This window comes from Gordonia sp. QH-12, from assembly GCF_001578675.1.
Taxonomy (GTDB): domain Bacteria; phylum Actinomycetota; class Actinomycetes; order Mycobacteriales; family Mycobacteriaceae; genus Gordonia; species Gordonia sihwensis.
The window spans coordinates 22,443-47,492 of the sequence record NZ_KQ969288.1; the positions used below are offsets into that span (position 1 = coordinate 22,443).

Sequence of the window (25,050 nt, forward strand, 5' to 3'; positions counted from 1 at the left end):
ATGCTGACCTTCGGAACCGCCGGTCTGCGGGGCCCCGTGGCGCCCGGGCCCGACGGGATGAACGTCGCCACGGTGACCCGCGCGACGGCGGGCCTGGCCGACTGGCTGATCGCGCGCGGACACGCCGGAGCGCCCGTCGTCGTGGGCCGCGACGCCCGCCACGGCTCGGAGGAGTTCGCCGCGGCGACGCGCGAGGTCCTGGCCGCGAGGGGATTCGACGTGATCGCGCTGCCCGGCCCGGCGCCGACGCCGGTGACGGCCTTCGCGACCCGCGTGCACGGCGCCGCCGCCGGCGTGATGATCACCGCCTCACACAATCCGCCGCGTGACAACGGCTACAAGGTGTACCTGGGCGATCCGCCGTGCCCGGGCGCCCAGTTGGTGGGCCCCGCCGATCGGGAGATCGAGGCCGCGATCGCCGCGACCGGACCGGCGGAGACGATTCCCCGGAGACCGGTGGCTCCGGACCGACGAGCCCGCGCCGCGCGCGCCGACTACCTGGCGCGGATCTGCGCACGCTTCGAGGGGGCGATTGCGCGGCCCCTGCGGATCGCGTTGACACCGTTGCACGGCGTCGGCGGCGACCTCGCGGTGGAGGCGCTCGCCCGCTGCGGATTCTCCGACGTGCACGTGGTCGGCGAGCAGTTCGCTCCCGATCCGGACTTCCCCACGGTCGCTTTCCCGAACCCCGAGGAACCCGGCGCCACCGACCTGCTGCTGGCACTGGCCGACGACGTGGACGCCGATCTCGCGGTCGCGCTCGACCCGGACGCCGATCGCTGCGCGGTAGGCATCCGCGACGGCGACCGCTGGCGCATGCTCACCGGCGACGAGACGGGGGCGCTGCTGGGCACCTGGGTCCTCGACGCCGTCGCCGAGTCGGCGGTGCCGCACGGCGACCGCCCGGTGGTCGCCAGCTCGATCGTCTCCGGCACGCTGCTGCACGCCGCGGCGCTGCGTCGCGGCGCCGACGCCCGCCGCACCCTCACCGGGTTCAAATGGCTCGTTCGGGCGGGCGAACCGCTCGTCTACGCCTACGAGGAGGCACTCGGGCACTGCGTCGATCCGGCTGCCGTCCGCGATAAGGACGGAATCAGCGCGGCGGTGGCCGCCGCCTTCCTCGCGTCGTCCTGGATCGGGCGCGGCGGGCTGGCCGCGGCACTCGGCGCGCTGCACGCTGAGAACGGCGTGCACGTGACGGCACCGCGGTCGCTCCGGCTCGACGATCCGTCCGAGATCGCTGCGATCATGGCCGGTCTGCGCACCGCGCCGCCGGCGGCGCTCGCCGGCATCCCGGTGACGGCCGCCGACTACGCCGAACGCACCGACGGCCTGCGAACCGACGGTGTGGAGCTGACCGGTCGGCGGCCGGACGGCGTCGCTCTGCGCGTCTTCGCCCGTCCGAGCGGAACCGAACCGAAACTCAAGTACTACGGACAGCTGAGCGCGCCGGTCGCGGACGGTAGCGTCAGCACCGTGCACCACGAGCTGTCGCAGCTGTTGGACGACGTCCTGGCCGAGCTTCCGGCCGGTCGTCGCGGGGAGGAGATCCGACGATGAGCTATCCGCAGTATCCGGATCCGGGGTATTCGCAGGGCGGGCCCCCGACCGGTCCTCAGCCACCCCGCAACCAGTCGCCCTGGTCGTCGCCGGCGGTGCTGGTCGCGATCATCGCCGGCGTGGTGCTGCTGATCGGCGGGATCGCCGCCGCCGTCCTGTACTCGCAGGGGAAGAAGTCGGACACCGCGGCCCCGGTCACGTCGTCGAGTCCACCCACGACCGTCACTCACACCGCAACCGGCACTCCGACGCCGCCCACCGTCACCGCGCAGCCCACCACCACCGCGCCGACGATCCCGACCACCGCGCCGGGCTCCGGTCCGGTCACCGTCCCCGGCGCCGACCGCCAGGGCTTCCTGTCCGGGCCGCGCTGCAACGCCTCGGAGGACGACGCGGTGTTCGTCGGATACACCGAGCGCTCTCGCGTCGTCATCTGCCAGGTGGGCACACAGACCGGCCGCTACTACTACAAAGGCGAGGCCGACGGTGACACGGTCGAGGTGGGGTATCCGACCCGCAGCGGCGACACCTTCGTCGCGACCAACGGCAGCGTCGACTACGTGGTCTCCCCCAGCTCGCTGACGATCCGGGAGAACGGCTCGACCCTCACCGTGGAGCCGATGGTCTCCAGCTGGGTGGATTAGCGGCCCGCTCCTCCGCTCGCGGTCGTGGTGTTCGGACCCGGACCGGTCGCGAACTGCGTCCGGTAGAGCTCGGCGTAGCGGCCGCCGCGTTCCAGCAGCAATCGGTGGTCGCCGCGCTCGACCACCCGGCCTGATTCGAGCACGATGATCTCGTCGGCCGCCCGGACCGTGGAGAGCCGGTGGGCGATGACCAGCGACGTCCGCCCCGTCAGCGCCTCCGCGAGGGCCGCCGAGACGGCGGCCTCCGACGTCGAGTCCAGGTGCGCGGTGGCCTCGTCGAGGATCACCACCGACGGTCGGGCGAGCAGCAGCCGCGCGATGGTCAGCCGCTGGCGTTCGCCGCCCGAGAGGCGGTAGCCGCGTTCGCCGACCACCGTGTCCAAACCGTTGGGCAGCGAGCGGACCAGATCGTCCAGACGCGCCCGCGCCAACGCCTCCCAGAGTTCGTCGTCGGAGGCGTCCGGCCGGGCCAGCCGCAGATTGGCGCCGACGGTGTCGTGGAAGAGGTGCCCGTCCTGCGTGACCAGGCCGACGGTGCGGTGGATCGCATCCGACCGCAGGTCGCGGAGGTCCACACCGTTGAGCGAGATGCCGCCCTCATCGACGTCGTAGAGCCGGGTGGCCAGCGACGCGACCGTCGACTTGCCCGCGCCCGAACTCCCGACGAGAGCGACCATCGAGCCGGCGGGGACCTCGAAGTCGACCTCGTGCAGGACCGTGCCGCCGGTGCGGGAGTCCAGTTGCGCCACCTCCTCCAGCGAGGCCAGGGACACCTTGTCCGCGGACGGGTACCCGAATGAGACGTTCTCGAATCGGACCGTGACGCCGTCCGCGGCGTCGGGTACGGTCTCGGCCCCGGGGCGGTCCACGATCAGCGGCCGCAGATCGAGCACCTCGAAGACCCGCTCGAAACTGACGAGCGCGCTCATCACCTCCACGCGCGCATTGGCCAGCGCGGTCAGCGGCGCATACATGCGGGTGAGCAGCAGAGCCAGTGAGACCACCGCTCCGGCGGACAGATGCTGATGCACCGCCAGCCAACCGCCGAGACCGTAGACCAGAGCCAGAGCGAGTGCCGAGACGAGCATCAGCGCGGTGTAGAAGTAACTCTGCAGCATCGCCTGGCGGACTCCGATGTCTCGAACGGCGTCGGCGCGGTCGCCGAACTCCTTCGATTCGATCTCCGGGCGCCCGAAGAGCTTCACGAGCGTGGCGCCCGGAGCGGAGAAGCGCTCGGTCATCTGCGTCGACATCCGCGCGTTGTGATCCGCGCTCTCCCGCGCGAGCCCCGCCATCCGGCTGCCCATGCGTCGCGCCGGCACCACGAACACCGGGAGCAGGATGAGGGCGAGCACGGTGATCTGCCAGCTGATCGCGACCATCACGCCCAGGGTCAGCAGCAGGGTCACCACATTCGACACCACCCCCGAGAGGGTGTCACTGAAGGCGCGCTGCGCGCCGATCACGTCGTTGTTGAGCCGGCTCACGAGCGCACCCGTCCGGGTTCGGGTGAAGAACGCGACCGGCATCTGCTGGACGTGGTCGAACACGGCTCGGCGCAGGTCCAGGATCAGCCCCTCACCGATGTTCGACGACAGCCACCGCGTGCCGATCGAGGCCGCAGCCTCGGCGACGGCGATCGCCGCGATCAACAGCGCCAGCATCACGATCTCCCGGCCGGCGGCCGAGCCTCCGGATCCGATGAGGTTGACCACCCGGCCGGCCAGGAGCGGCGTGACGACGGTGAGTACCGCGGTCACCACCGACAGCAGGAGGAAGGTGATGATGCGCCGCCGGTGCGGGCGCGCGAAACCGCTGATCCGGCGCAGTGTCGCCCGCCGGTCCGCCCGGGCCGATTTCGCGTCGGCGGCGTGCATCGACTTGTACATGACGTCCCATGCGACCGATTCCATGCTCATCGCAGATCGCCCCGTTCGGTGCTCATGACTTACAGTGCACTTCATCAAGTGCACTTGATGTCAAGGAAAGGGCCGATGGCCGAGAGCTCGCCGCGCGGAGCGTGGCTCAAACCGGGACAGGTCGCAGACCGTGCGGGGGTCGCCGTCTCGACGCTGCACTACTACGAGCAGATCGGGCTCATCACCAGCCGCCGCACCGCCGGGAACAGGCGGGAGTACCGCAGGGACACGCTGCGGCTGGTCGCCTTCATCCGCGCCTCGCAGACACTCGGCATTCCGCTCGCCCGCATCAAGGCCGCACTGGACGCACTCCCGCATGAGAAGCCGCCGACCAGGCAGGACTGGGCACGGCTGGCTCAGGACTGGCGGGCCGACCTCGACCGCCGCATCGCCGGTCTGGTGGCCCTGCGAGACGATCTGGCCGACTGTATCGGCTGCGGCTGCCTGTCGCTCACCGAGTGTCCGTACGTCAACCCGGGGGATGTCCTGGGCGAACAGGGGCCGGGGCCGCGGCGACTGCCTCCGGCGACCCGGGGATGATCCGGGGGCTCAGCGCGGACCGAACTGGCGGTCGCCCGCGTCGCCGAGCCCGGGAACGATGAACTTGGCCTCGTTGAGCCGTTCGTCGACCGCACCTATCACCAGGCGCAGCGATCCGCCCCACGCGCGCAGCGCGTCGAGCCCCTCCGGTGCCCCGACCACGCAGATCGCCGTGAGATCGGTGGCGCCGCGGGCGACGAGCAGATCCAGCGTGTGCACCAGCGAGCCGCCGGTCGCCAGCATCGGGTCCAGCACGCACACCGGACGCCCGGTGAGGTCCTGCGGCAGCGATGCGAGGTACTCGGTGGGCATGGCCGTGGTCTCGTCGCGGGCCACGCCGACCAGACCGATCCCGGCCTCGGGCACCGCTGCGAGCGCGGCGTCGAGCATGCCGAGACCGGCGCGCAGGACCGGAACGAACAGCGGCGTGGACGCGAGCCTGCTGCACGACGCGTCCCCGACGGGAGTCCGCACCTGCAACGGGCGTTCCGGAACATCCGCGAAGGCCTCGTAGACCAGCATCTGGGCCAGTCGGGCGAGCGCGTTCCGGAAGGCCGCGTTGTCGGTGGCCTCGTCGCGCAGAACCGACAGCCACGCGCGGGTCAGCGGGTGATCGACGATGCGGACGTGCAGGCCTGACGAGGGGGTGTCGGTCATGCGCTCATCGTAATGTCGGGCAGTCGGTGACACGCCGTGGCCGACGGCGGCGGAACCGTTCGGCGGCCGGGTGCGTCCAATTAGGTATGAACGTCCAATCCGGCACACCGGTCATCGTCGATCCGGCCGCGGTCCACGCCGTCGCCGCCAACCAGTCGGGAGCGGCAGAGGCCGTCCGTGCGCGCACGGCGGCCGAGCGATCCGGCACGAGCACGCTGGTACCGACTTTCGGGCTGATCGGCGTCGAGTTCCTGGCCGCGCTCGAACGGCTGGGCGCGGCGCGGGCCGACCGACTCGACGCTCTCGCCTCGCGCCACGCATCGGCCGCCGACTGCGCGAGCACCGCCCGCACCGCCTACCAGTGTTGCGACGGCACCAACGCCGAGGCCGTCGCCGGGGTGCCGGCATGAGTGCCGAACTCTTGATCGCGCCACTCAAAGCGCTGGTGGCGACACTCGGCACCGGAGTGCTCCCGCCCGGGGCGACGGCGGTGTACTCCGACACCGGGTCCGCACTGGCCGAGGCTTCGACACTGTCGGACCGGAGTGTCGCCGCCACCGCAGCGGGCTGGCGCGGCGCGGGCGGCGACCGCGCGGGAACCGCATCACGCCGTCTGGCGGCCGTCGACGACTCGATCGGCACCGCCGGCAGCGACATCACGTCCATCATCGAGCACGCGGCCGGGCGGGTGAAGGAGGCGAACACCGAACTGAATGCTCTCGTCGAATCGTTCGTCGCGACTGCCGCGACGGTCCCGGCGATCGCCTCGCCCGCAGGGCTGGCCGCGCTGGTCCCGCTCGCGCTGAGCCATCTGGCGCGCGGGGTCCACGTGGTGCAGCGAGCGCAGGTCGACCTCTCGCGCGACGCCTCCGCCCTGGAGGGGCAGGCGGCGGCCGATCCGAGCGCGGCGCGGGCCGTCTCCGGTGCCCCGTCGGCCGGTGCTCCGTCGTCGGGCGGCGGACGGATCCCGATCACCCTCCCCGACGGCTCCGTGTCGTACGCCGAGAACGAGCGCGCCGCGACCGCGGTCCGCGCTGCGCTCAGCGTCCAGGGCACCCCGTACGTCTGGGGCGGAACCACCACCGACGGCTTCGACTGCAGCGGCTTCACCCAGTGGGCCTACCGGCAGGCGGGAGTGGAGCTGCCTCGGCTCGCCCAGGACCAGGACACCGCGGGGTTCGCCGTGTCACAGGACGACCTGCAGCCGGGAGACCTCGCCGTCTGGTCCGGGCACGTCGCCATGTACATCGGCAACGGCCAGCTCGTGGAGACCGGCGGCGATCCGGTCGGAGTGACGCCGTTGCGCACCTCCAACGCCGACCAGACCTTCGAGGGCTTCTACCGGCCCCGATGACGGTCGAGGCGGGCGGCCGTCGGTCCGGATTCAGCCGAAGGTGAAGCTGTACACCTCGAGTCCGTCGCTCAGATCGATCGTCGTGTCACGGTGGCGGTAACCGTCGTCAGCGAGGTTGTACAGCCGCGGCGGGACCGAGACGTCGATCGTCCGGTCCGGGGCTCCGGGTGTGTGCACGACCGCGCGGCCGGTGCCGCCGAGAACCGCGTTGACTGATGAGGCGGTGCTGTCGAGGCGGATACGGGCGGCGTCGACCGCGCGCACCGATTCGTCGGTCACGTCGAACTCGCCCGCTAGCGCGTATGTGCTGGGCTTCGAGTCGGCGCCGAATGAGAAGGTGCGGCGTCCCACAGTCAGCGCACCGCCCGCGTAGGAGCCCTCCGAGCGCGACGCCGACACGTACATCTCCGGCGAGATCGGTCCGGAGGCCGGTCCGCCGCCGAGGTCGCCGGCACTCACGGTGGCGCCGCTGACCGGTGCCGGCAGCGCACGCTCGGGCGAGGCCTCGTGGAGCAGAGTGCGGATTCGTTGTTCCATCTCCTCGTAGCCGCCCTCACCGTAGGAGACGGCACGCACGGTGCCGTGCGCGTCGATCAGGTACTTCGCCGGCCAGTAGCGGTTGCCGTAGGCGTTCCAGATCGCGTAGTCGTTGTCCTGCACCACCGGATAGCCGATGTGTTCGTCGCCGATCGCGGCGGCCACATTGCCCGAGTCCTTCTCGAACGCGAACTCCGGCGTGTGGACTCCGACGATCTCCAGTCCCGACGTCCGGTACGCGTCCCACCACTGGCGCACGTGCGGGCCGTCGCGCAGGCAGTTGATGCACGAGTAGGTCCAGAAGTCGACGAGGACCACTTTGCCCCGGAGCCCGGCCACCGTCAGCGGGGCGCCGCCGGGCGTGTTGAACCAGCGACCGCCTCCGGTGAAGTCGGCCGCACTGCCGCAGTCGGCGAGCCCGTCGCCGCCCGTGCACGCCGCGGCACCGCCCGTCTGCCGTCCGAGTGCGCGGTTGACCGCGTCCGACTGCGACAGCGCACGGTCGACCGAGGCGGTGTACGAGGGAATCGCCGCCTGCAGCCGGGCCGGGGCGTCGAAGACGAGTGCCACCGCCAGCCCGATGAGGATCACCCCTCCCACCGCGCGGAAGGTGCGCTGCCGCCGCCGGTACGCGGCCAGCCGCTTCGCCAGCGACGCCCCCGCGACCGCGAACACGGCCAGCGGCAGTGCCGCGCCGACGGCGAACGAGACGGTCAGGACCACGGTCCGCCACCCGATGTCGCCGGTCGCGCCGGCCACCGAGATCGCGGCGAGCACCGGGCCGGCGCACGGCACGTACAGGGTGCCCAGTCCCAGGCCCAGAAGGAAGGGCGCGGCCCGCCCGCCTCGGCCCTTCGGCATCCACCCGGGCAGTCGCGCGAACGGACGCTCCAGCACATGCGCCACCGACGGGATCAGCATGCCCAGTCCGATCAACACCAGCAGGACGATGCCGGTCCATCGCAGCAGTCCGCTCGGCAGTCCCAGCGCGGCGAGCACCAGAGTCCCGAGCAGCGTGATGAGACTGAAGCTGACCACGATTCCGCCGATGATCGCGATCGCCCGGCCCGGTGACGCCGACGTCTCGCGAGTCCCGGTCTGGGCGCCGCCGGTCACGAAGATGATCGGAATCATCGGCAGCACGCACGGCGACACCCCGGTCACCAGACCTCCGGCCAACCCCACCAGAATCATCGTCAGCATCGCGGATCCATTCCTCTCGACCGGTCTGTTCACGATTGATTCGACGCCGAGCGCGGCGGGGATTGGATCGCGGGACAGATCTCAGGGAATCGGGAACTGGACCACCATCGGTGAGGTCGGCTGCGGCGAACCGGTCATCGGCTCCACCGACAGCGAGACGCCGGCCGGCCGGCTCATGTCGGTCATGATGACGCTCGACGTGTCGGCACCGTGCACCATGCCCGCCGACTTCTTCCGCCCGTCGACGGTGATCCACACCTGGTATCCGGTCCGGTGGTCGGTCGGCGGCAGGTTCTCAACACTCACCACGGTGGCGCGCTGCGACGGTGCGTACATCGCCTTGACCGTGCCGTCGCCGACGGCACCGGTGGCCTTCTCCATGTCGGGTGCGGCGAGCACGTCGTCCATCGAGGTCCCCGAGGTCGACGTCGCCGACGGCCGGTGGTCGGCGACGACCCGCCAGGTGACGACGCCGCCCGCGGCCGCGACCGCGATGCACGCCGCTGCCGCCGCGCGCACCCAGCGGCGCGAGCGGCGCGAGCGGCCGGCGGACGGCGCGGCGGACGCCTCACCGTCCACGGCGCGCATGAGCGCGGCCCGCACCGGCGGCGGTACCGGGTCCGCGTCGGTACTCAGATCTGCCGCGGTCTCCTGCCAGGCGGCCCATGCGGCCGCACATTCGGGGCACGTCTGCAGATGCGCCTCCACCCGGCGCCTGTCGAGTTCGTCGAGCGCGTCGAGCGCGTGCAGGGGCAGCAGATCACGCGGGTGGTCGCGGGTGCTTCCAGATCGTGGATCGCTCATGGTCACCGTCCTCCCATGCAGGTCCGGAGCCGTTGCAGCCCGTCACGGATACGTGTCTTGACCGTGGCCGGACTCAGCGCGAGGGCCGCCGCGACCTCCGAGTACGGCAGTCCGCCGAAGTAGGCGCGATCGATCGCCTCGCGCGGTTTGACGGTCAGCGTGTCCAGGCAGGCCCGCACCCGGATCCGTTCGTCACGCGCCACCACGTCGTCGCTGACCGAGTCGAAGTCCGGGACGCGCGCGGCCTCGAACCGCTCGTCACGCCGGTGTTCGGCCACGTCGTGGCGCACGGTGTCGACGGCGCGGCGGTGGACGAGCGTGGTGATCCAGGCCCGCGCGCTGCCGCGGCCGCGGTCGTAGGCGCCTGCGGTGCGCCATACCTGCAGCCACGCGTCCTGCAGCACCTCCTCGCCGCGGGCGCTGCTGCCGACCACGCGTCGAGCCAGCGCCAACGTGCGCGGGCCGAGTTCGTCGAAGAGCACGTCGAAGGCGTCGCGGTCGCCTTCGCCGACCGCTTCGAGGAGGTCGTCGAACGACACCGTGCCGGTCACGACAGACTGATTCGTGTGGTCCACACCAACCATTCGACACCCGATGCGTCACGGATTGGTGTCACTGCCGATTTCGATCGAAACCAATACTCGGCCGTCTCGGCGACGAATCATCAGCGAGGGCGGCCGAGCCGGCCACCCCGTCGACGAAACGAACTCCGATGATCTCCACCTCCACCCGTCGCACCGCCGTGGTCACGCTCGCGGGCGCCGCCGCCCTGGTCGCAGTGCTCTCGGCGTGCGGCGACGACAACGACAAGACTCCGACCACCCCGTCGACCATGTCCTCGCAGATGTCCCCCGCACCCATGTCTCAGACCCCGATGTCCCCGCCGATGTCCCAGACGCCCATGTCACCGCCGATGTCCTCGCAGATGGCACCCATGTCGCCGACGATGGCGCCGCCGGCCACCAGCGAGATGATGACTCCGCCGGGTGCGATGACGGACGAGAACGGTCCAGCCATGACCGGCCACTGACCCGAATTCACGACGTCGACCGGCCCCGTGCAGCACGCGAACGAGTTCTTGATTAGGCTCAGTGACCATGGCCGGTGACATCGTTCCCATCGAACTCGGACTGACCGAAGGCAACCTCTTCACACTGTGGGCTCCGCGGTGGCGCGAGGGCGATGACGAGTGGGAAGCGTTCCTGGGTCTGGAAGACGACCTGTACGCGTTGCCCGGCGTCGCCGAACTCGTCGCCTTCGTGCGCACAGACGACGACAACGACCTCGTCGATCACCCCGCGTGGGAGACGATCAAGAAGGTGCAGGCGGCCGAGCTGGTCCCCGACGACCGGCACAGCTACGACCTCATCGGCGTCCCCGAGCTGGCCGCCGAGGACCCGCGACCGGAGGTCCTCGGCGAGCTCGAGGACGCGCTGGAGATCGTCCGCATCATCGGCGAGGTCTGCGAACTGGCCCCGGTCACCAAGTTCTTCACGGGCAACCCGATCCTGGGCGCCGTCACGGTCGGCACCAACAACTTCGAGGGCCGCGACGGCGTCGACCTCTGGGTCCGCATCGGGCGTCTCATCGCCAAGCACTGGGACGATGTGATCGACGCTCTCGATGCGGTCATCACCGTGCCGAAGGTCGACGCCGACGCGGTGACGATCGCCGAGGACGAGTTGGCCGCGGCGGCCTCCGCCGAGGACGAGGACGAGCCCGACTTCGATGCCGAAGAAGTGGTCCTCGACGACGCCGACGACGATGACGAGCAGGACGACGACGAGGAAGACGAGATCGGCGAGGACGATTTCTGGGCCGGCGTCGGGATCGATCCCATCCGCATCTACACCGACGCCGGCGAGTTCCTGACCCTGCGCTGCTACCTCGGCGACGATCCGGTGTTCCTGGGCCGTAAGGGCACCATCTACGGTTTCGGATCGCAACGGGCGCTCACTCGCTTCCTGGCCGACAACGACGACCACGATCTGGCGAAGCTGTCGACCTTCAATGACGTGCAGGCCGCCGCCGACACCAACGAGATCGAGTACGACGTCCTCCCCGAGAACGTCTACGCGCTCCAGGGCATCGGCGAGGACATCCTGGACGGCCCGCGCCGGATCGACAGCCGCCAGCTCGATCTGGCCGTCGAACTGCTCACCGACGCCGCCGACTACGCGGGCATCGACACGGTCAACGAGGCGCTGGCCACCACCACGCCGCTCGGCTGGTTCGTCGACTACGCCATCAATCCCGACCCGAAGCGGCTCGCCCCGTCGGGCCCGTTCGACAACGAGGCCGAGGTGTGGCGCGCGCTGGTCCACGACTTCGAGGACCGCCTGGTACGGCGGGGTTAGCCGCCGCCCCGCCCCACGGCCAGTAACGCGAGCACGCCTCTACGCCCGCCTAGGCCAGTTGAGCGAGCCTCCCTCCTAGGCCAGTTGAGCGAGCCTCCCTCCTAGGCCAGTTGAGCGAGCCTCCCTCCTAGCCTCCTAGGCCAGTTGAGCGAGCCTCCCCTCCTAATAGGCCAGTTGAGCGAGCCTCCCCTCCTAATAGGCCAGTTGAGCGAGCGAAGCGAGTCGAAACCCACCCCCCTCACCCCATCAGCACCTCGAACCCGGGCTTGATCACGTCGTCGATCAGGCGCAGACGCTGGTCGAACGGGAGGAACGCCGACTTCATCGCGTTGACGGTGAACCGCTCGAAATCGGCCCACCCGTAGCCGAACTGACGATGCAGGACCATGAACTCACGGCTCATGGACGTGTTGCTCATGAGGCGGTTGTCGGTGTTCACCGTCACCCGGAACCGCAGTTTCGCGAGGATGTTGAAAGGGTGATCCGCCAGCGACGCGACGGCACCGGTCTGCACATTGCTGCTCGGGCACAGTTCCAGCGGAATCCGCTTGTCGCGGACGTAGTCGGCGACTTGGCCCAGCTTCGCGCCGTCGAAGGATGAGTCGGTCGGCCGGGAGCCGGGCGGGAGCACCACGTCGTCCATCACCCGCACCCCGTGGCCGAGCCGGTCGGTGCCGCAGAACGCGACCGCCTCGTGGATCGACGGTAGCCCGAACGCCTCGCCGGCGTGGATGGTGAAGTGCGAGCACTCGCCGCGCAGGTACTCGAAGGCGTCGAGATGTCGGCTCGGCGGATTCCCGGCCTCGGCGCCCGCGATGTCGAACCCGACCACACCGCGGCCACGGAAGCGGACCGCGAGTTCGGCGATCTCGCGAGAACGCGCCGCGTGCCGCATCGCCGTCACGAGGCATCGGACGATGATCGGCCGGCCTCCTCCCGACGACGCCGCGGCCTCCCCCGCCGCGAAGCCGCGCAGCACCGCCTCCACCACTTCGTCGAGGGACAGTCCCTGCTCCAGATGGAGCTCGGGAGCGAACCGCACTTCGGCGTACACCACACCGTCGGCGTGCAGATCCTCCACGCATTCGCGGGCCACCCGCTCGAGGGCGTCGGCGGTCTGCATCACGGCGACGGTGTGCGCGAACGTCTCCAGGTAGCGCTCCAGCGATCCGCTGTCAGCGGCGGTGGCGAACCACTCCGCCAGCTCGTCGGCGTCATCGGCGGGCAAGCGGTCGTAGCCGCCCCTGCGAGCGAGGTCGACGACGGTGGCCGGGCGCAGTCCCCCGTCCAGGTGATCGTGCAGCAGCACCTTCGGCGCCAACCGGCATTCTTCGACGGTGATCGTGGCGGAAGTGACCATGGCCTCGACGGTAGCGCCGATCCGGCGGCCGCGCGCGATGAGCGCGACCGCTCAGTTCAGCAGCGCCGTCAGCATCGCCCCGGCCTCAGCCACCTTCCCGGGCAGATGCCCGTTCGGGACCATGTTGATCACCAGCCCGTCGATCCCCTGGTCGAGTACCCGCCGCTGCAACTGGTCGGCGACGTCGTCCGGAGTACCGATGTACATCCGGTCGGTGGCGCGCGCGTAGGTCTCGTCGTCGATCACTTCCGGGTCCACGCCGGTCTTGCGGAGGTAGTCGTGCGCCAGGCTCCGGGCACGGTCGCCGTCCACGTCCATGATCACGAAGCTCAGGAAGCTGGTCTCCAGGGTGTCGCGATCGCGTCCGGCCTCCTCGCACCGTGCCGCGAGCGCGTCCATCTTGCGCGGCAGTTCGGAGGCGTTGCAGATGACGTTGAGGTGGTCGGCGTAGCGCGCGGCCAGACCGAAGGTCTTCTTCTCCCCGCCGCCGCCGAGCATGATCGGCAGGTCGTCGCGCAACCGAGGCTGGTTGAGCGTGTCGTGCGCCGAGTACCACTTGCCGGTCAGCTCCGGCCGCCCGCCGCGCAGCATCGGCGAGAGGATCTCGAGCGATTCCGACAGCCGCTCGAACCGATCGGTGAAGGTCCCGAATTCAAAACCCATCTGATCGTGCTCGAGCTGGAACCAACCCGCGCCGATCGCGCACACCGCCCGGCCGCCGCTGACCACGTCGAGGGTGGTGACGGTCTTGGCGAGCATCGCCGGATTGCGATACGTGTTGCCCGTGACGAGCGCCGACAGCTTGATCTCGGATGTCGCGCCCGACAGCGCACCGAGCGTGGTGTACGCCTCCAGCATCGGCTCGCTCGGCGCACCCAGTCCCGGCAGTTGGTAGAAGTGATCCATCACGAAGACGGTGTCGAAGCCGGAGCGCTCGGCCTCCCGCGCCTGCGCCGCAACGGTCGGGAAGATGTCCGCGACCGGTCCGGCGTTCTCCGGCGCGAGCGGGTCGGGGTAGGTGAAGTTGGGAATCTGGTATCCGATGCGAATCCGCTTGTCGACCATGCGATCCAACGTAGCGCCGAAAGCCAGTCCCCGCTCGTCGATTCACCCGGCGGCCGGGACCCGGTCGAGAATGCGCGAAGCGGGCCGGGACACGGGCTCGACGCGCACGTCGACCCCGCCGTCGAGGGCGGCCAGCGCACCCTCGATGCGTGTCTCGTCGTCGGTGTGAAGGGTGAGCAGCGGCTGCCCGCGGCGCACCTGGTCGCCGATGGCGGCGTGCCACACGACGCCGGCGGTCGCCGACACGGCCTGACCGGGCCTGCTGCGCCCGGCACCGAGCAGCCAGGCCGCCTGCCCCACGGCCAGCGCGTCGAGCCTCGCCAATCGGCCGTCGCGGTCGGCGATCACCTCGTGGGTGCAGCGCGGCGCGGGCAACGGGGCATCCGGATCTCCGCCCTGCGCCTCGATCATCGAGCGCCAGGTGTCCATCGCCTTGCCGTTCGCCAGGTTGCGGAGCGGATCCACGTCGTGCATCCCGGAGGCGTCGAGCATCTCCGACGCCAGCGCCGCCGTCAGTTCCACCACGTCCGCGGGACCGCCGCCGGCCAGCACTTCCAGGGACTCGGCGACTTCGACGGCGTTGCCCGCGGTGCGGCCCAGCGGCGTCGCCATGTCGGTCAGGAGGGCGCTGGTACGCACGCCCGCGTCCGCACCGAGCGCCACCATCGTCTCGGCGAGCTCCCGCGCGTCGGCCATGTCCTTCATGAACGCGCCGGAGCCCACCTTGACGTCGAGCACCAGCGACTGCGTGCCCTCCGCGATCTTCTTGCTCATGATGCTGCTGGCGATCAGCGGGATCGACGCGACGGTCCCGGTCACGTCGCGCAGTGCGTACAGCTTGCGGTCGGCGGGCGCGAGGTCGGCGGTCGCCGCGCAGATCACCGCACCGACCCTGCCCAGTTGACTGCGCATCGCGTCCACGGACACCTCGGCCCGCCATCCCGGTATGCACTCGAGCTTGTCGAGGGTGCCGCCGGTGTGACCGAGCCCGCGGCCGGACAACTGCGGCACCGCGACTCCGTACGACGCGACCAGCGGCGTGAGCGGCAGCGTGATCTTGTCGCCCACGCCGCCGGTGGAGTGCTTGTCGACGGTCGGCACCCGCCGGCCGCCGCGCCGCAGGTCCGAGAAGTCCATCGTGATGCCGGAGTCGATCATCGCGGCGGTCCAGTCTCCGATCTCGCGACGGGTCATCCCGCGCAGGACGATCGCCATCAGCAGCGCCGACATCTGCTCCGGAGCCACGTCGCCCGCGGTGAATCCGGCGATCATCCCGCGGATCTGCTCACCGGTCAGTTCGCGGCCGTCCTTCTTGGCCAGGATCGCGTCGACCGGCTCGAGCGATGCGGTCACCGGATCGCCTCCAGGTGGCCCGGGCCGAAGGCGTCCGGCAGCAGTTCCCGCAGCGGCCGAGGCCCCCCGGCCGAGTCGACGAGAAGCTCCTCGCCGCCGAACTCCAGGAGCACCTGTCGGCAGCGGCCGCACGGGGTCAGCACGCTGCCGCGCGCGTCACAGACGCTCACCGCTATCAGTCGTTCGCGCGAGGCGCGATCGGCGTCCATACGACCGAGAGAAATGCCCGCCGCGACCATCGACACCTCGGCGCAGAGCCCTAAGCCGTATGAGACATTCTCCACATTGCTTCCGGTGATGATCTGGCCGCTGAGTGTGATTCCCGCCGCACCGACCGCAAAGCCGGAGTAGGGGGCGTATGCCCTGGTCATCGCCGTCGACGCCGCGTTTCGCAATGAATCGAAGTCGATTCCCGCAGTCAATTGATCCCCTCTCCACACAAATCACCGTAGGTAAGGCACACCTAATTAAATCGGTGGACCTTGGTCACATTGCTCCGGCAATTTACGACAACACTCAGCTTAGGTTTAAAGTCAGGAGCATTGGGTCTTGCAGCGACCTACGCGTGCGCTTGCGGTCCCACCCCAAGTCCACGACAACGGAGGCGTAGTTTCGCGATGAGCACCCCCACAGAGGTTGCACCGGCACCGGTGCGCAAGCGCTCTCTCTACAGAGGTGACCCAGGCATGTGGTCGTGGGTGTTGCACCGCATCACCGGCGTGTCCATCTTCTTCTTCCTCTTCGTGCACGTGCTCGACACCGCCGTCATCCGGGTCAACGAGAACACGTACACCGAGATCATCGACACCTACAAGACGCCGATCATCGGCCTCATGGAGATCGGTCTCGTCTTCTGCGTGCTCTACCACGCCCTCAACGGTCTGCGCGTCATCCTCGTCGACTTCTGGTCGAAGGGCGCCAAGTACCAGCGCCAGATGCTGTGGGCCATCCTCACCGTCTTCGCGATCGTGTTCATCGCGGCTGCCGTGCGCATGCTGCAGATCCTGATCACGCACGCGCTTTAAGGGAGCTGAGAAACAATGACTGAAGCAAAGACCCTCGGCACCGCCTACGACCGCCCCGCCAGCCTGGACGCGCCGGGTGCCCCGCGCATCCGCAGCCGCGGCAACTTCGAGAAGAACGCGTGGCTGTTCATGCGTTTCTCGGGCCTGGCCCTCATCGTCCTGACGTTCGGCCACATGTTCATCATGCTCATGTGGGACAGCGGCGTGCACCGCATCGACGCGTCGTTCGTCGCAGACCGCTGGAAGTCGCCGTTCTGGCAGGTCTGGGATCTTTTCATGCTCTGGCTCGCGCAGCTGCACGGCGGCAACGGCGTCCGCACGGTGATCGCCGACTACTCGCGCAAGGACTCCACCCGCTTCTGGCTGAACACCTTGCTCGCCCTGTCGATGATCCTGATCCTCGTGCTGGGCACCTACGCGATCCTCACCTTCGGCAGCGCCAGCTAAGGAGAACTAGAAACCCATGCAGGAACACCGCTATGACGTGGTCATCGTCGGCGCCGGCGGCGCCGGTATGCGCGCTGCCATCGAGGCCGCACCGCGGGCCCGCACCGCAGTCCTGACCAAGCTCTACCCCACCCGCTCCCACACCGGCGCGGCACAGGGCGGCATGTGCGCCGCTCTGGCCAACGTCGAAGAGGACAACTGGGAGTGGCACACCTTCGACACGGTCAAGGGCGGCGACTACATCGTCGACCAGGACGCCGCTGAGATCATGGCCAAGGAGGCCATCGACGCGGTGCTCGACCTGGAGAAGATGGGTCTGCCGTTCAACCGCACCCCCGAGGGCCGCATCGACCAGCGCCGCTTCGGCGGTCACACCCGCGACCACGGCAAGGCGCCGGTCCGCCGCGCCTGCTACGCCGCGGACCGCACCGGTCACATGATCCTTCAGACCCTGTACCAGAACTGCGTCAAGCACGACGTCGAGTTCTTCAACGAGTTCTACGCTCTGGACGTCAACATGACGACCGACGAGAACGGCGAGCCCGTCGCCAACGGTGTCGTCGCGTACGAGTTGGCCACCGGCGAGATCCACGTCTTCCACGCCAAGTCGATCGTCTTCGCCACCGGCGGTTCGGGTCGCATGTACAAGACCACGTCCAATGCGCACACGCTCACCGGCGACGGCATGGGCATCATCTTCCGCAAGGGCCTGCCGCTGGAGGACATGGAGTTCCACCAGTTCCATCCGACGGGTCTGGCCGGTCTGGGCATCCTGATCTCCGAGGCGGTCCGAGGCGAGGGCGGCATCCTCCGCAACGCCGACGGCGAACGCTTCATGGAGCGGTACGCACCCACGATCAAGGACCTCGCCCCGCGTGACATCGTCGCCCGGTCGATGGTGCTCGAGGTGCTCGAAGGCCGCGGCGCCGGACCCAACAAGGACTACGTCTACATCGACGTGCGTCACCTGGGCGAGGACGTGCTCAACGAGAAGCTCCCGGACATCACCGAGTTCTCGCGCACCTACCTGGGCGTGGACCCGGTCACCGAGTTGGTCCCGGTGTACCCCACCTGCCACTACGTGATGGGCGGCATCCCGACCAACGTCCGCGGCCAGGTGCTCGCGAACAACGAGCAGATCGTTCACGGTCTGTTCGCCGCCGGCGAGTGCGCCTGCGTGTCGGTCCACGGCGCGAACCGCCTGGGCACCAACTCGCTCCTCGACATCAACGTCTTCGGTCGCCGCGCCGGAATCGCCGCTGCCGAGTACGCCAACTCCACCGACTTCACCGAGCAGGTGGAGAACCCGACGGCGATGGTCGACGGCTGGCTCGCCGGCCTGCTGTCCGAGCACGGCAACGAGCGCGTGGCCGACATCCGCACCGAACTGCAGCAGACCATGGACAACAACGCGTCCGTGTTCCGCACCGACGAGACCCTGAACAAGGCGCTCGCCGATGTCCGTGCACTCAAGGAGCGGTACAACCACATCCGCGTCCACGACAAGGGCAAGCGCTTCAACAGCGATCTGCTCGAGGCCGTCGAGCTGGGCTTCCTGCTCGAACTGGCCGAGGTCACCGTCGCCGGTGCGCTCAACCGCAAGGAGTCGCGCGGCGGTCACGCCCGCGAGGACTTCCCGAAGCGCGACGACGAGAACTACCTGGTGCACACCATGGCGTACAAGAAGGGCGACGGCCTGCTCGCCGACATCGAGCTCGACTACAAGCCCGTCGTTCAGACCCGCTACGAGCCGATGGAGCGTAAGTACTGATGACTGCCACACTCGAATCCACCCCGGCGACCAATGAGCCCCCGCTGCCTCCGGTTCCGGCCGAGGCGACGATGGTCACGCTGAAGATCTACCGGTTCAACCCGGAGAACCCGGACGCCCAGGGCTTCGAGAGCTTCCGTGTCCCGGCGCTGCCGACCGACCGCCTGCTCAACCTGCTCCTGTACGTCAAGGGTTACCTGGACGGCTCGCTGACCTTCCGCCGCAGCTGCGCCCACGGCGTCTGCGGTTCGGACGCGATGCGGATCAACGGCGTCAACCGGCTGGCCTGCAAGCTCCTCATGAAGGATCTGCTGCCGAAGGACTCGTCCAAGGAGATCACCATCACCATCGAGCCCATCAAGGGCCTCCCGGTGGAGAAGGACCTCGTGGTCGACATGGAGCCGTTCTTCGACGCGTACCGCGCCATCAAGCCGTTCCTGATCACCTCGGGCAACGAGCCGACGTACGAGCGGATCCAGAGCCAGGCCGACCGCGCCCGGTTCGACGACACCACCAAGTGCATCCTGTGTGCGTGCTGCACCACGAGCTGCCCGGTGTTCTGGAACGAGGGATCGTACTTCGGACCGGCCGCGATCGTGAACGCTCACCGGTTCATCTTCGACAGCCGTGACGAGGGCGCCGCCGAGCGTCTCGACATCCTCAACGACGTCGACGGTGTGTGGCGCTGCCGCACCACCTTCAACTGCACCGACGCATGCCCCCGCGGCATCCAGGTGACGCAGGCGATCCAGGAAGTCAAGCGCGCCCTGATGTTCGCCCGCTAGAAGCAGACCTTTCTCTGCAGCCCCGACGAGGCCCCCGGTTACTTCCGGGGGCCTCGTCGTCTGCGCCGCGGGCAGCGCTTGTTTCGACTCGCTTCGCTCGCTCAACTGGCCTGGAGTTCGCTCGCTCAACTGGCCTGGAGTTCGCTCGCTCAACTGGCCTGCAGAAGGCCTGGGACTGTCGAACGCTCCCCCAGGCTGGTTGAGCGAGCGAAGCGAGTCGAAACCACCCGCACCCGGACGCCGAGCGGAGCGAGTCGAAACCACCCGCACCCGGACGCCGAGCGCGGACCGCCCGACGACCGCCCTGTAGGGTGACGCTCGTCATGAGCATGTCCGTCTTGAAGCGCGCCGCGGCGACGGTCGCCGCGTTCGGCGTCGTCGCGGCGCTGTGCGCACCGCCCTCGTCGGCCGATCCGGCCGTGGCGGTCACTCCTCCGGTGCCGATGACCACCCCGAACACCGACGCATGCCCGCATCGCACCGATCCGCCGCCCGCGGTCGACGAATCCGAAGCGGTCGCTCCCGGCGTCCCCTCGCCCTCGCCGCTGCCGGTGCCCCAGCGGCCAGTCGGCGGTGACGCGCTCGGCGGATGCGGCGTAGTCGCCGACCCCGCGGCGGGCCCGCTGCCCGACCGTCTCAACTCCTCCGGCTGGCTGATCGCCGACCTCGACTCGGGTCGAGTGATCGCCGCGAAGGATCCGCACGGCCGGTACCGCCCGGCGTCGACCATCAAGGTCCTGCTCGCGCTCGTCGTCCTCGACGAACTCGACCTCGACTCGTCTGTGGAACCGACGCCCGCGGACTGGTCGATGGAGGGCGACTCCTGCGGGATGGGCCCGGGCGGCCGCTACACGGTGCGCGACCTGCTCACCGGCCTGCTGGTCGTCTCCGGCAACGACTGCGCCTCCGCGCTGGCCGGGCGTCTCGGCGGGCATGACGCGGCGCTGGCGAAGATGAACGCGAAGGCCGCCCGGCTCGGCGCCGACGACACCCGTGCGGCCAGCCCGTCGGGCCTGGACGCACCGGGGATGTCGACCTCGCCGTTCGATCTGGCGGTGATCTTCCGAGAGGCGATGCGGAATCCGGTGTTCCGTCAGATCGTCGCACTGAGGACCTTCACCTTCCCCGGCTATCCGAAACGGCCAGACGTTCCCGGCGACGTCGACCATCCGGCATGGACGATGCACACGTCGAACACCCTGCTCCGCGACGGCTGGCCCGGGATGCTCGGCGGCAAGACCGGGTACACCGACGACGCCCTGAAGACCTTCGTCGGCGCCGCCGAGCGCCACGGCCGCAGGGTGATCGTGACTCAGATGTACGGGCTCAACGAAGCCGACAACATGTACTCACAGCAGGCTGAGCGGATGTTCGACTACGGGTTCGCGGCCCCGTCAGACACCTCCGTCGGAACACTCGACGTCGCCGATCCGCCACCGGCCGCCGCCACGACCGCCGAGCCGGGCCACGACGATCCCTCGCCCGCCTCGGTCTGGACGGCAGGGCTCGTGGCCTTCGCCGCCGTGTGTCTCACCGCCGCGGCGGTCCTGTGGCGGAAGCGATCACGGCGCTGACTCAGCGATCGTGACGGCCGAGCCAGCCGGCCAGCCCCGCCGCCGCGGCGCCGATCCCGGCCGCGGCGATCAGACGGCGCGCCTGCTTCTCCGGCTCCGCCTCATACACCGGCGCCAGGACCACGGGTTCGGCTTCCGGCTCCTCCGGGTGCTCGAGCTCGTCGACGATCAGGAACCGCTCGTTGTTCGGGTCGGCGGCGCTCCAGGCGGCCGCGTAGAGCACGATCCGGGAAGCGAGATAGGCGAAGACCATCACACCGATGATCGGCCCGAACGCGGTGCCCGCCGGGCTCCCCAACACCTTCTGCAGATACAGGCTGCTCACCGATTTCAGGATCTCGAACACGACCGCCGTGCCGAGGGCCGGCCACAGGATCGCGCGTGCCGACACCGTGCAGCGCGGCATCCACGCGAGAACCACGATGAACAGCACCCAGGTGGCGGCCACCCCGACGATCACCGACGCCGCGCGCAGCAGGAAAGTCATGAGCCAGTTGTCGAGCAGACCCAGATAGTCGGTGATCTGCGAGCCCAGCGGCCCGGTGGACACGATGTTCAGTCCGATGGTGACGAGGAACAGCAGTCCGAGCGCCACGAACGTGCCGAGGTCGTACAGTTTGCCGAGAATCGCGTTGTTCTTGACGCGCCCGCCCCACATCTCCGTGAGACCGTTGCGCATCAACGTCATCCAGCCGATACCGGTCAGCGCCGCGGTCACCAGACCGATCACACCGACCGTGCGGCGCGAGGCGATGGCGGAGTCGATCACCGAGTTCAGCTGATCCCCGAGCTCGCCGGGCACGTGTTCGACGATCGCATCGGTGATATCGGTCAGCAGCGCGGGATTCCAGACCAGCACGAAGGCTGCGGTGGCGAACGACACCATCAGGATCGGGACGAGAGCCAGGATGCCGATGAAGCTGATCGCCGCGGCGTAGGCATTTCCGCGACGCTCGTTGTACCGGTCGAGCGTCGCGACGACGTGGCGCAGCAGGCCCCACCGGTCGATCGACGCGTCGTACAGCGCCTTCAGCCGGGCGATGATCTCCTTGATGCGGTCCATGCTCCCCTTCGTCTCGGCCACGTCACTCCCCGCGGCGTCGTCGCTCGGACCCTACCCGGTGATCAGCCGGGCAGCAGGAATCCGACCTTGTCGTAGACGGCGGCGACGGTGTCCGACGCGATCTCCCGAGCGCGTGCGGCTCCGTCGGCGAGGATGCCGTCCAGGTGAGCCCGATCGGCCAGGATCTCTTCGACGCGACCGCGCAACGGCGTGACGAACTCCGTGAGGATGTCGGCGGTATCGACTTTCAGCTCACCGTATCCCTTGCCCTCGTACGACGCGACGATTTCGTCCATCGCACGCCCGGTCAGCGCCGCTTGAATGGTGAGGAGGTTGGAGACGCCCGGTTTGTTCTCGCGGTCGAAGGCGACGACCCTGTCATTGTCGGTGACGGCCGAGCGGATCTTCTTGGCCGACCGCTTCGGTTCATCGAGCAGAGAGATCAGACCCGAGTCGGAGTCGGCCGATTTGCTCATCTTCGCCGTCGGGTTCTGGAGGTCGTAGATCTTGGCGAACTCTTCGACGATGTACGGCTTCGGCACCGTCAGCGTCTTGCCGTATCGCTTGTTGAAGCGCTGGGCGAGGTCGCGCGTCAGTTCCAGATGCTGCCGCTGGTCCTCGCCCACCGGAACGCTGTCGACCTGGAAGGCGAGGATGTCGGCCGCCATCAGGATCGGATAGGTGAACAGGCCTACGCCGGCAGCATCGGTTCCCGACTTCGCCGACTTGTCCTTGAACTGCGTCATCCGGCTGGCCTCGCCGAACCCGGTGAGACACGACAGCACCCAGGTCAGCTGCGCGATCTCCGGAACGTGCGACTGCACGTAGATGGTCGCGCGCTTCGGGTCGACGCCGACCGCCAGCAATTGTGCGACGCTGCGTCGGGTGCGCTCCCGCAGCACCTTCGGGTCCTGCGGAACCGTGATCGCATGCATGTCCGGGATGAAGTAGAAGGCCTCGTCGAACTCGTCCTGAAGCTGCACCCACTGCCGGACCGCGCCGAGGTAGTTCCCGAGGTGGAACGAGTCGCTGGTCGGCTGGATTCCGGACAGGACGCGGCGGCGCGGTGCAGGCCGCGATACAGGCGATGTCATGACCTCAATTGTTTCAGACCCGGACAATCGAGTTTCCGACGGTCGCGGACTGGCTTCCGCGCCGGTCGATCGGCCGACGAAACACCGAAATCGTGTCGCCATGTGTGACATGTCCGGTCATTGGATCGTCACGTGGTCACCACCACTGTTAGCTTCAGGCTTCAACCGGTCACCGCACCGGCCTCTCCCTCCTGGTCAATCCCTTCCGAACAACGGAGCCCCCATGAAGCTGTCCCTCGTCAAGCGCGGCGCGATCGTCGCTGCTGCCGCCGCCGTCGCGGGCGCCGGACTCACCGCTGCCCCCGCGGTCACCGGTGCCGTCGGCGGCGCCTCGGCCGCCACCTGCAAGTCGGAGTCGACCGAGACTGTCAGCGACGCCATCATTCCCAGCATCAAGTACATCTTCCAGAAGTCTGCACCCGCCGAGGTCGGCCAGGGTGCATCGATTACCTATTCGATCTCCGTCAGCACAACCGGCGCAGGTAACCCGTACGTGCAGGGCGTCTGGGACACCCCGCCGGCGGAACTACGTGATGTGAAGCCGACGGTCAAGGTCAAGGCGTTCACCCTGCTCGGCGGCATTCTCGGCGGCGGCGGTGCGTTCGACAAACTCATCCAGGAACGGGCCGTCGCACCCGGCGACGTCACCAAAGACAACGCCAGCTGGCGGATCAGCCACACCGGGTGGGCGATCTTCGCTGGTCAGGCATACACGGCGAGCTTCACTTACCAGCTCCCCAGCAGCGTTCGAGTCGGAAAGCAGCTCACCAGCGGCGGTGCCGCCGTGCGAGGAACGCCGGATTGGTCGATCGGTTCGAAGCAGATGCCGAACCTGACCGCCTGCACCACGGTGCGCGCACCCAACGCCGGCGAGGCGATCACTGGCAGCCTGGACTCGGCGGGCCTGGGCTCCTCGGAGGGGCAGCTCTCGAGCACCGGCTCGCTCACCGACATGATTCCGGCCATCATCGGCGGCGCCGTCGGCGGACAGGACGACTGACCTCCACCGACACCGACACATAGGCGACGGGCCCGCTCCATGGGAGCGGGCCCGTCGTCGGTTTCTCGACATGAGAGGGATGAAGTCCGACCTCGGATTCGTGCCATCGCCCGCGCCGCGAATCGGCTCCTCGGCTGTGTGCGTGCCAGGATCGCACCGAAGCGCCCTTGGCGCAGTCACTGATGATTCTCTCTGAACGGTGGTCCCGCATGAAGCGAATCCCCTTGTCCCGCACGACTTCTCTCGTCACCGCAGCCGCCCTGATCTGCGGTGGCCTCACCGCCGCCTCCGTCGGCGCGGCAGGTGGCGCCGACGCCGCGACCTGCTCGTCGGCCAGCCGCACCACCAAGAAGGCCACCCTAGCGACGCATAACTACTCCAAGTCGGTGACCCAGACCGCCGGTGCGCTCGCGAAGGTGACCTACACGATCGACGTCGGCACCTCCGGTGCCGGCAATCCGTACGTCAACTCGATCACCGACACCCCGCCCGCCGGATTCGGGAAGCCGACGGCGAAGGTGAGGGCGTACCACTTCCTCACCGGCCTCAAAGAAGAGGCGGTTCCGGTGACTGCGTCCGGTACCGGCTGGAAGGTCTCGAACACGGGCTGGTCGGTGACCTCGAGCCATCCCGTCACGGCGTCGTTCACCTACGACATGCCGCTGTCGAAGTTTCCCGGCTTCCCGGTCACCAGCGGCGGCATCGCCGTCACCGGAACTGTCGGGGTCGAAGGCGACTTCCCCGGTCTCACCGCGTGCTTCCTGACTCGCCCGATGTCTCCCGGCGAGGCGATCGGCAGCGTCAGCGGCGATCTGTCCAGTTCCGGGTCCACCCAGGACATCATCAGCGAGGTGGTGGCCGGACTGGTCGGCGGCGTGATCGGCGGCATCGGCAGCGGAAGCAAATCGGCCAGCTGACGGATGCGCCCCGGAGGCCGC

Annotated in this window: 26 protein-coding genes; 13 read left to right on the top strand and 13 right to left on the bottom strand. The window is 69.0% G+C overall.

Going from position 1 to position 25,050, the window contains the following annotated elements; genetic code table 11:
• Together Y710_RS07815 and Y710_RS07820 are read left to right on the top strand one after the other, a co-directional pair.
• On the top strand, positions 1-1,560 hold the full coding sequence (locus tag Y710_RS07815) for a phospho-sugar mutase (RefSeq protein ID WP_062367055.1): 1,560 nt from the start codon (positions 1-3) through the stop codon (positions 1,558-1,560).
• Positions 1,557-2,204, top strand: a complete 648-nt coding sequence (locus Y710_RS07820) for a hypothetical protein (protein WP_062367057.1) — start codon at positions 1,557-1,559, stop codon at positions 2,202-2,204. Before Y710_RS07815 ends, Y710_RS07820 begins: the two co-directional genes overlap by 4 nt.
• Here Y710_RS07820 and Y710_RS07825 read toward each other — a convergent pair.
• Entirely contained in the window at positions 2,201-4,123 is a 1,923-nt protein-coding gene (locus tag Y710_RS07825) for an ABC transporter ATP-binding protein (RefSeq protein WP_062367060.1), read from the bottom strand. The genes Y710_RS07820 and Y710_RS07825 overlap by 4 nt on opposite strands.
• A 75-nt stretch (positions 4,124-4,198) precedes the next feature.
• Here Y710_RS07825 and soxR point away from each other — a divergent pair, with 75 nt between their 5' ends.
• Positions 4,199-4,663: a redox-sensitive transcriptional activator SoxR gene (gene soxR, locus Y710_RS07830; protein ID WP_006896528.1), complete on the top strand. Its 465-nt coding sequence runs from the start codon at positions 4,199-4,201 to the stop codon at positions 4,661-4,663.
• A gap of 9 nt (positions 4,664-4,672) precedes the next feature.
• Here soxR and upp read toward each other — a convergent pair whose 3' ends face one another.
• Positions 4,673-5,320, bottom strand: a complete 648-nt coding sequence (gene upp / locus Y710_RS07835) for a uracil phosphoribosyltransferase (protein ID WP_062367062.1) — start codon at positions 5,318-5,320, stop codon at positions 4,673-4,675.
• An 86-nt stretch (positions 5,321-5,406) separates the two neighbouring features.
• Here upp and Y710_RS07840 point away from each other — a divergent pair, with 86 nt between their 5' ends.
• Together Y710_RS07840 and Y710_RS07845 are read left to right on the top strand one after the other, a co-directional pair.
• Positions 5,407-5,730, top strand: a complete 324-nt coding sequence (locus tag Y710_RS07840; RefSeq protein ID WP_062367064.1) for a type VII secretion target — start codon at positions 5,407-5,409, stop codon at positions 5,728-5,730.
• Entirely contained in the window at positions 5,727-6,674 is a 948-nt protein-coding gene (locus Y710_RS07845; RefSeq protein ID WP_062367065.1) for a C40 family peptidase, read from the top strand. The genes Y710_RS07840 and Y710_RS07845 overlap by 4 nt, the downstream gene beginning before the upstream one ends.
• 30 nt (positions 6,675-6,704) lie before the next feature.
• Here Y710_RS07845 and Y710_RS07850 read toward each other — a convergent pair whose 3' ends face one another.
• The 5 genes from Y710_RS07850 to Y710_RS18730 all read right to left on the bottom strand — a co-directional run bounded on the left by Y710_RS07850 (position 6,705) and on the right by Y710_RS18730 (position 10,235).
• Complete coding sequence (locus Y710_RS07850) at positions 6,705-8,414, bottom strand: cytochrome c biogenesis protein DipZ (RefSeq protein ID WP_062367067.1); 1,710 nt, start codon at positions 8,412-8,414, stop codon at positions 6,705-6,707.
• Between the two features lie 81 nt (positions 8,415-8,495).
• The gene (locus Y710_RS07855) at positions 8,496-9,218 is read right to left on the bottom strand and encodes an anti-sigma factor (RefSeq protein WP_062367069.1); all 723 of its coding nucleotides are present in this window, start codon (positions 9,216-9,218) and stop codon (positions 8,496-8,498) included.
• A 2-nt stretch (positions 9,219-9,220) separates the two neighbouring features.
• Positions 9,221-9,769 carry a sigma-70 family RNA polymerase sigma factor gene (locus Y710_RS07860; RefSeq protein WP_231875706.1) on the bottom strand — a complete coding sequence of 183 codons (549 nt, stop codon included), beginning with the start codon at positions 9,767-9,769 and terminating at the stop codon, positions 9,221-9,223.
• 61 nt (positions 9,770-9,830) lie between these two features.
• Positions 9,831-10,079 carry a hypothetical protein gene (locus tag Y710_RS07865; protein ID WP_062367073.1) on the bottom strand — a complete coding sequence of 83 codons (249 nt, stop codon included), beginning with the start codon at positions 10,077-10,079 and terminating at the stop codon, positions 9,831-9,833.
• Positions 10,080-10,082: 3 nt separating this feature from the next.
• Complete coding sequence (locus Y710_RS18730) at positions 10,083-10,235, bottom strand: hypothetical protein (RefSeq protein WP_156479425.1); 153 nt, start codon at positions 10,233-10,235, stop codon at positions 10,083-10,085.
• Between the two features lie 80 nt (positions 10,236-10,315).
• Here Y710_RS18730 and Y710_RS07870 point away from each other — a divergent pair, with 80 nt between their 5' ends.
• Positions 10,316-11,575 (top strand): hypothetical protein, encoded by a 1,260-nt coding sequence (locus Y710_RS07870; RefSeq protein ID WP_062367075.1) that lies wholly within the window; start codon positions 10,316-10,318, stop codon positions 11,573-11,575.
• A 238-nt stretch (positions 11,576-11,813) separates the two neighbouring features.
• Here Y710_RS07870 and Y710_RS07875 read toward each other — a convergent pair whose 3' ends face one another.
• From Y710_RS07875 to Y710_RS07890, 4 genes are read right to left on the bottom strand one after another with little or no spacing between them, the layout of a single operon-like run.
• Entirely contained in the window at positions 11,814-12,935 is a 1,122-nt protein-coding gene (locus tag Y710_RS07875) for an adenosine deaminase (RefSeq protein ID WP_045540457.1), read from the bottom strand.
• Between the two features lie 51 nt (positions 12,936-12,986).
• Entirely contained in the window at positions 12,987-14,000 is a 1,014-nt protein-coding gene (locus Y710_RS07880; protein ID WP_062367167.1) for an LLM class F420-dependent oxidoreductase, read from the bottom strand.
• 42 nt (positions 14,001-14,042) lie between these two features.
• Positions 14,043-15,353, bottom strand: coding sequence for a thymidine phosphorylase (locus Y710_RS07885; RefSeq protein ID WP_006897245.1), 1,311 nt, complete (start codon positions 15,351-15,353; stop codon positions 14,043-14,045).
• Positions 15,350-15,775: a cytidine deaminase gene (locus tag Y710_RS07890; RefSeq protein WP_062367169.1), complete on the bottom strand. Its 426-nt coding sequence runs from the start codon at positions 15,773-15,775 to the stop codon at positions 15,350-15,352. The genes Y710_RS07885 and Y710_RS07890 overlap by 4 nt, the downstream gene beginning before the upstream one ends.
• A gap of 195 nt (positions 15,776-15,970) precedes the next feature.
• Here Y710_RS07890 and sdhC point away from each other — a divergent pair, with 195 nt between their 5' ends.
• From sdhC to Y710_RS07915, 5 genes are all read left to right on the top strand, one after another.
• The gene (gene sdhC / locus Y710_RS07895; RefSeq protein ID WP_006897243.1) at positions 15,971-16,378 is read left to right on the top strand and encodes a succinate dehydrogenase, cytochrome b556 subunit; all 408 of its coding nucleotides are present in this window, start codon (positions 15,971-15,973) and stop codon (positions 16,376-16,378) included.
• Positions 16,379-16,393: 15 nt separating this feature from the next.
• On the top strand, positions 16,394-16,825 hold the full coding sequence (locus tag Y710_RS07900; RefSeq protein WP_006897242.1) for a succinate dehydrogenase hydrophobic membrane anchor subunit: 432 nt from the start codon (positions 16,394-16,396) through the stop codon (positions 16,823-16,825).
• 16 nt (positions 16,826-16,841) lie between these two features.
• Positions 16,842-18,596 (top strand): succinate dehydrogenase flavoprotein subunit, encoded by a 1,755-nt coding sequence (gene sdhA / locus Y710_RS07905; protein ID WP_006897241.1) that lies wholly within the window; start codon positions 16,842-16,844, stop codon positions 18,594-18,596.
• Positions 18,596-19,381, top strand: coding sequence for a succinate dehydrogenase iron-sulfur subunit (locus Y710_RS07910; protein WP_006897240.1), 786 nt, complete (start codon positions 18,596-18,598; stop codon positions 19,379-19,381). Before sdhA ends, Y710_RS07910 begins: the two co-directional genes overlap by 1 nt.
• A 323-nt stretch (positions 19,382-19,704) precedes the next feature.
• Positions 19,705-20,955, top strand: coding sequence for a D-alanyl-D-alanine carboxypeptidase family protein (locus Y710_RS07915; protein ID WP_062367171.1), 1,251 nt, complete (start codon positions 19,705-19,707; stop codon positions 20,953-20,955).
• A gap of 1 nt (position 20,956) precedes the next feature.
• Here Y710_RS07915 and Y710_RS07920 read toward each other — a convergent pair whose 3' ends face one another.
• Both Y710_RS07920 and trpS read right to left on the bottom strand, forming a co-directional pair.
• Positions 20,957-22,018 (bottom strand): YhjD/YihY/BrkB family envelope integrity protein, encoded by a 1,062-nt coding sequence (locus Y710_RS07920; RefSeq protein WP_062367173.1) that lies wholly within the window; start codon positions 22,016-22,018, stop codon positions 20,957-20,959.
• Between the two features lie 62 nt (positions 22,019-22,080).
• The gene (trpS, locus tag Y710_RS07925) at positions 22,081-23,112 is read right to left on the bottom strand and encodes a tryptophan--tRNA ligase (protein WP_006897237.1); all 1,032 of its coding nucleotides are present in this window, start codon (positions 23,110-23,112) and stop codon (positions 22,081-22,083) included.
• A gap of 223 nt (positions 23,113-23,335) precedes the next feature.
• On the opposite strand from trpS, the gene Y710_RS07930 reads away from it, so the two are divergent.
• Both Y710_RS07930 and Y710_RS07935 read left to right on the top strand, forming a co-directional pair.
• On the top strand, positions 23,336-24,112 hold the full coding sequence (locus tag Y710_RS07930) for a hypothetical protein (RefSeq protein WP_006897236.1): 777 nt from the start codon (positions 23,336-23,338) through the stop codon (positions 24,110-24,112).
• A gap of 209 nt (positions 24,113-24,321) precedes the next feature.
• Positions 24,322-25,029 carry a hypothetical protein gene (locus Y710_RS07935; protein ID WP_006897235.1) on the top strand — a complete coding sequence of 236 codons (708 nt, stop codon included), beginning with the start codon at positions 24,322-24,324 and terminating at the stop codon, positions 25,027-25,029.
• The last annotated feature ends 21 nt before the right edge of the window (positions 25,030-25,050 follow it).

Bases quoted from the DNA above. Each gene is read 5' to 3' on its own strand.
- Y710_RS07815 (WP_062367055.1), top strand. From the start codon at position 1: ATGCTGACCTTCGGAACCGCCGGTCTGCGGGGCCCCGTGGCGCCCGGG.
- Y710_RS07820 (WP_062367057.1), top strand. From the start codon at position 1,557: ATGAGCTATCCGCAGTATCCGGATCCGGGGTATTCGCAGGGCGGGCCC.
- Y710_RS07825 (WP_062367060.1), bottom strand. From the start codon at position 4,123: ATGAGCATGGAATCGGTCGCATGGGACGTCATGTACAAGTCGATGCAC.
- soxR (WP_006896528.1), top strand. From the start codon at position 4,199: ATGGCCGAGAGCTCGCCGCGCGGAGCGTGGCTCAAACCGGGACAGGTC.
- upp (WP_062367062.1), bottom strand. From the start codon at position 5,320: ATGACCGACACCCCCTCGTCAGGCCTGCACGTCCGCATCGTCGATCAC.
- Y710_RS07840 (WP_062367064.1), top strand. From the start codon at position 5,407: ATGAACGTCCAATCCGGCACACCGGTCATCGTCGATCCGGCCGCGGTC.
- Y710_RS07845 (WP_062367065.1), top strand. From the start codon at position 5,727: ATGAGTGCCGAACTCTTGATCGCGCCACTCAAAGCGCTGGTGGCGACA.
- Y710_RS07850 (WP_062367067.1), bottom strand. From the start codon at position 8,414: ATGCTGACGATGATTCTGGTGGGGTTGGCCGGAGGTCTGGTGACCGGG.
- Y710_RS07855 (WP_062367069.1), bottom strand. From the start codon at position 9,218: ATGAGCGATCCACGATCTGGAAGCACCCGCGACCACCCGCGTGATCTG.
- Y710_RS07865 (WP_062367073.1), bottom strand. From the start codon at position 10,079: ATGGGTGCGGGGGACATCTGCGAGGACATGGTCGACGGGGTGGTCGGA.
- Y710_RS18730 (WP_156479425.1), bottom strand. From the start codon at position 10,235: ATGGCTGGACCGTTCTCGTCCGTCATCGCACCCGGCGGAGTCATCATC.
- Y710_RS07870 (WP_062367075.1), top strand. From the start codon at position 10,316: ATGGCCGGTGACATCGTTCCCATCGAACTCGGACTGACCGAAGGCAAC.
- Y710_RS07875 (WP_045540457.1), bottom strand. From the start codon at position 12,935: ATGGTCACTTCCGCCACGATCACCGTCGAAGAATGCCGGTTGGCGCCG.
- Y710_RS07880 (WP_062367167.1), bottom strand. From the start codon at position 14,000: ATGGTCGACAAGCGGATTCGCATCGGATACCAGATTCCCAACTTCACC.
- sdhC (WP_006897243.1), top strand. From the start codon at position 15,971: ATGAGCACCCCCACAGAGGTTGCACCGGCACCGGTGCGCAAGCGCTCT.
- Y710_RS07900 (WP_006897242.1), top strand. From the start codon at position 16,394: ATGACTGAAGCAAAGACCCTCGGCACCGCCTACGACCGCCCCGCCAGC.
- sdhA (WP_006897241.1), top strand. From the start codon at position 16,842: ATGCAGGAACACCGCTATGACGTGGTCATCGTCGGCGCCGGCGGCGCC.
- Y710_RS07910 (WP_006897240.1), top strand. From the start codon at position 18,596: ATGACTGCCACACTCGAATCCACCCCGGCGACCAATGAGCCCCCGCTG.
- Y710_RS07915 (WP_062367171.1), top strand. From the start codon at position 19,705: ATGAGCATGTCCGTCTTGAAGCGCGCCGCGGCGACGGTCGCCGCGTTC.
- Y710_RS07920 (WP_062367173.1), bottom strand. From the start codon at position 22,018: ATGGACCGCATCAAGGAGATCATCGCCCGGCTGAAGGCGCTGTACGAC.
- trpS (WP_006897237.1), bottom strand. From the start codon at position 23,112: ATGACATCGCCTGTATCGCGGCCTGCACCGCGCCGCCGCGTCCTGTCC.
- Y710_RS07930 (WP_006897236.1), top strand. From the start codon at position 23,336: ATGAAGCTGTCCCTCGTCAAGCGCGGCGCGATCGTCGCTGCTGCCGCC.
- Y710_RS07935 (WP_006897235.1), top strand. From the start codon at position 24,322: ATGAAGCGAATCCCCTTGTCCCGCACGACTTCTCTCGTCACCGCAGCC.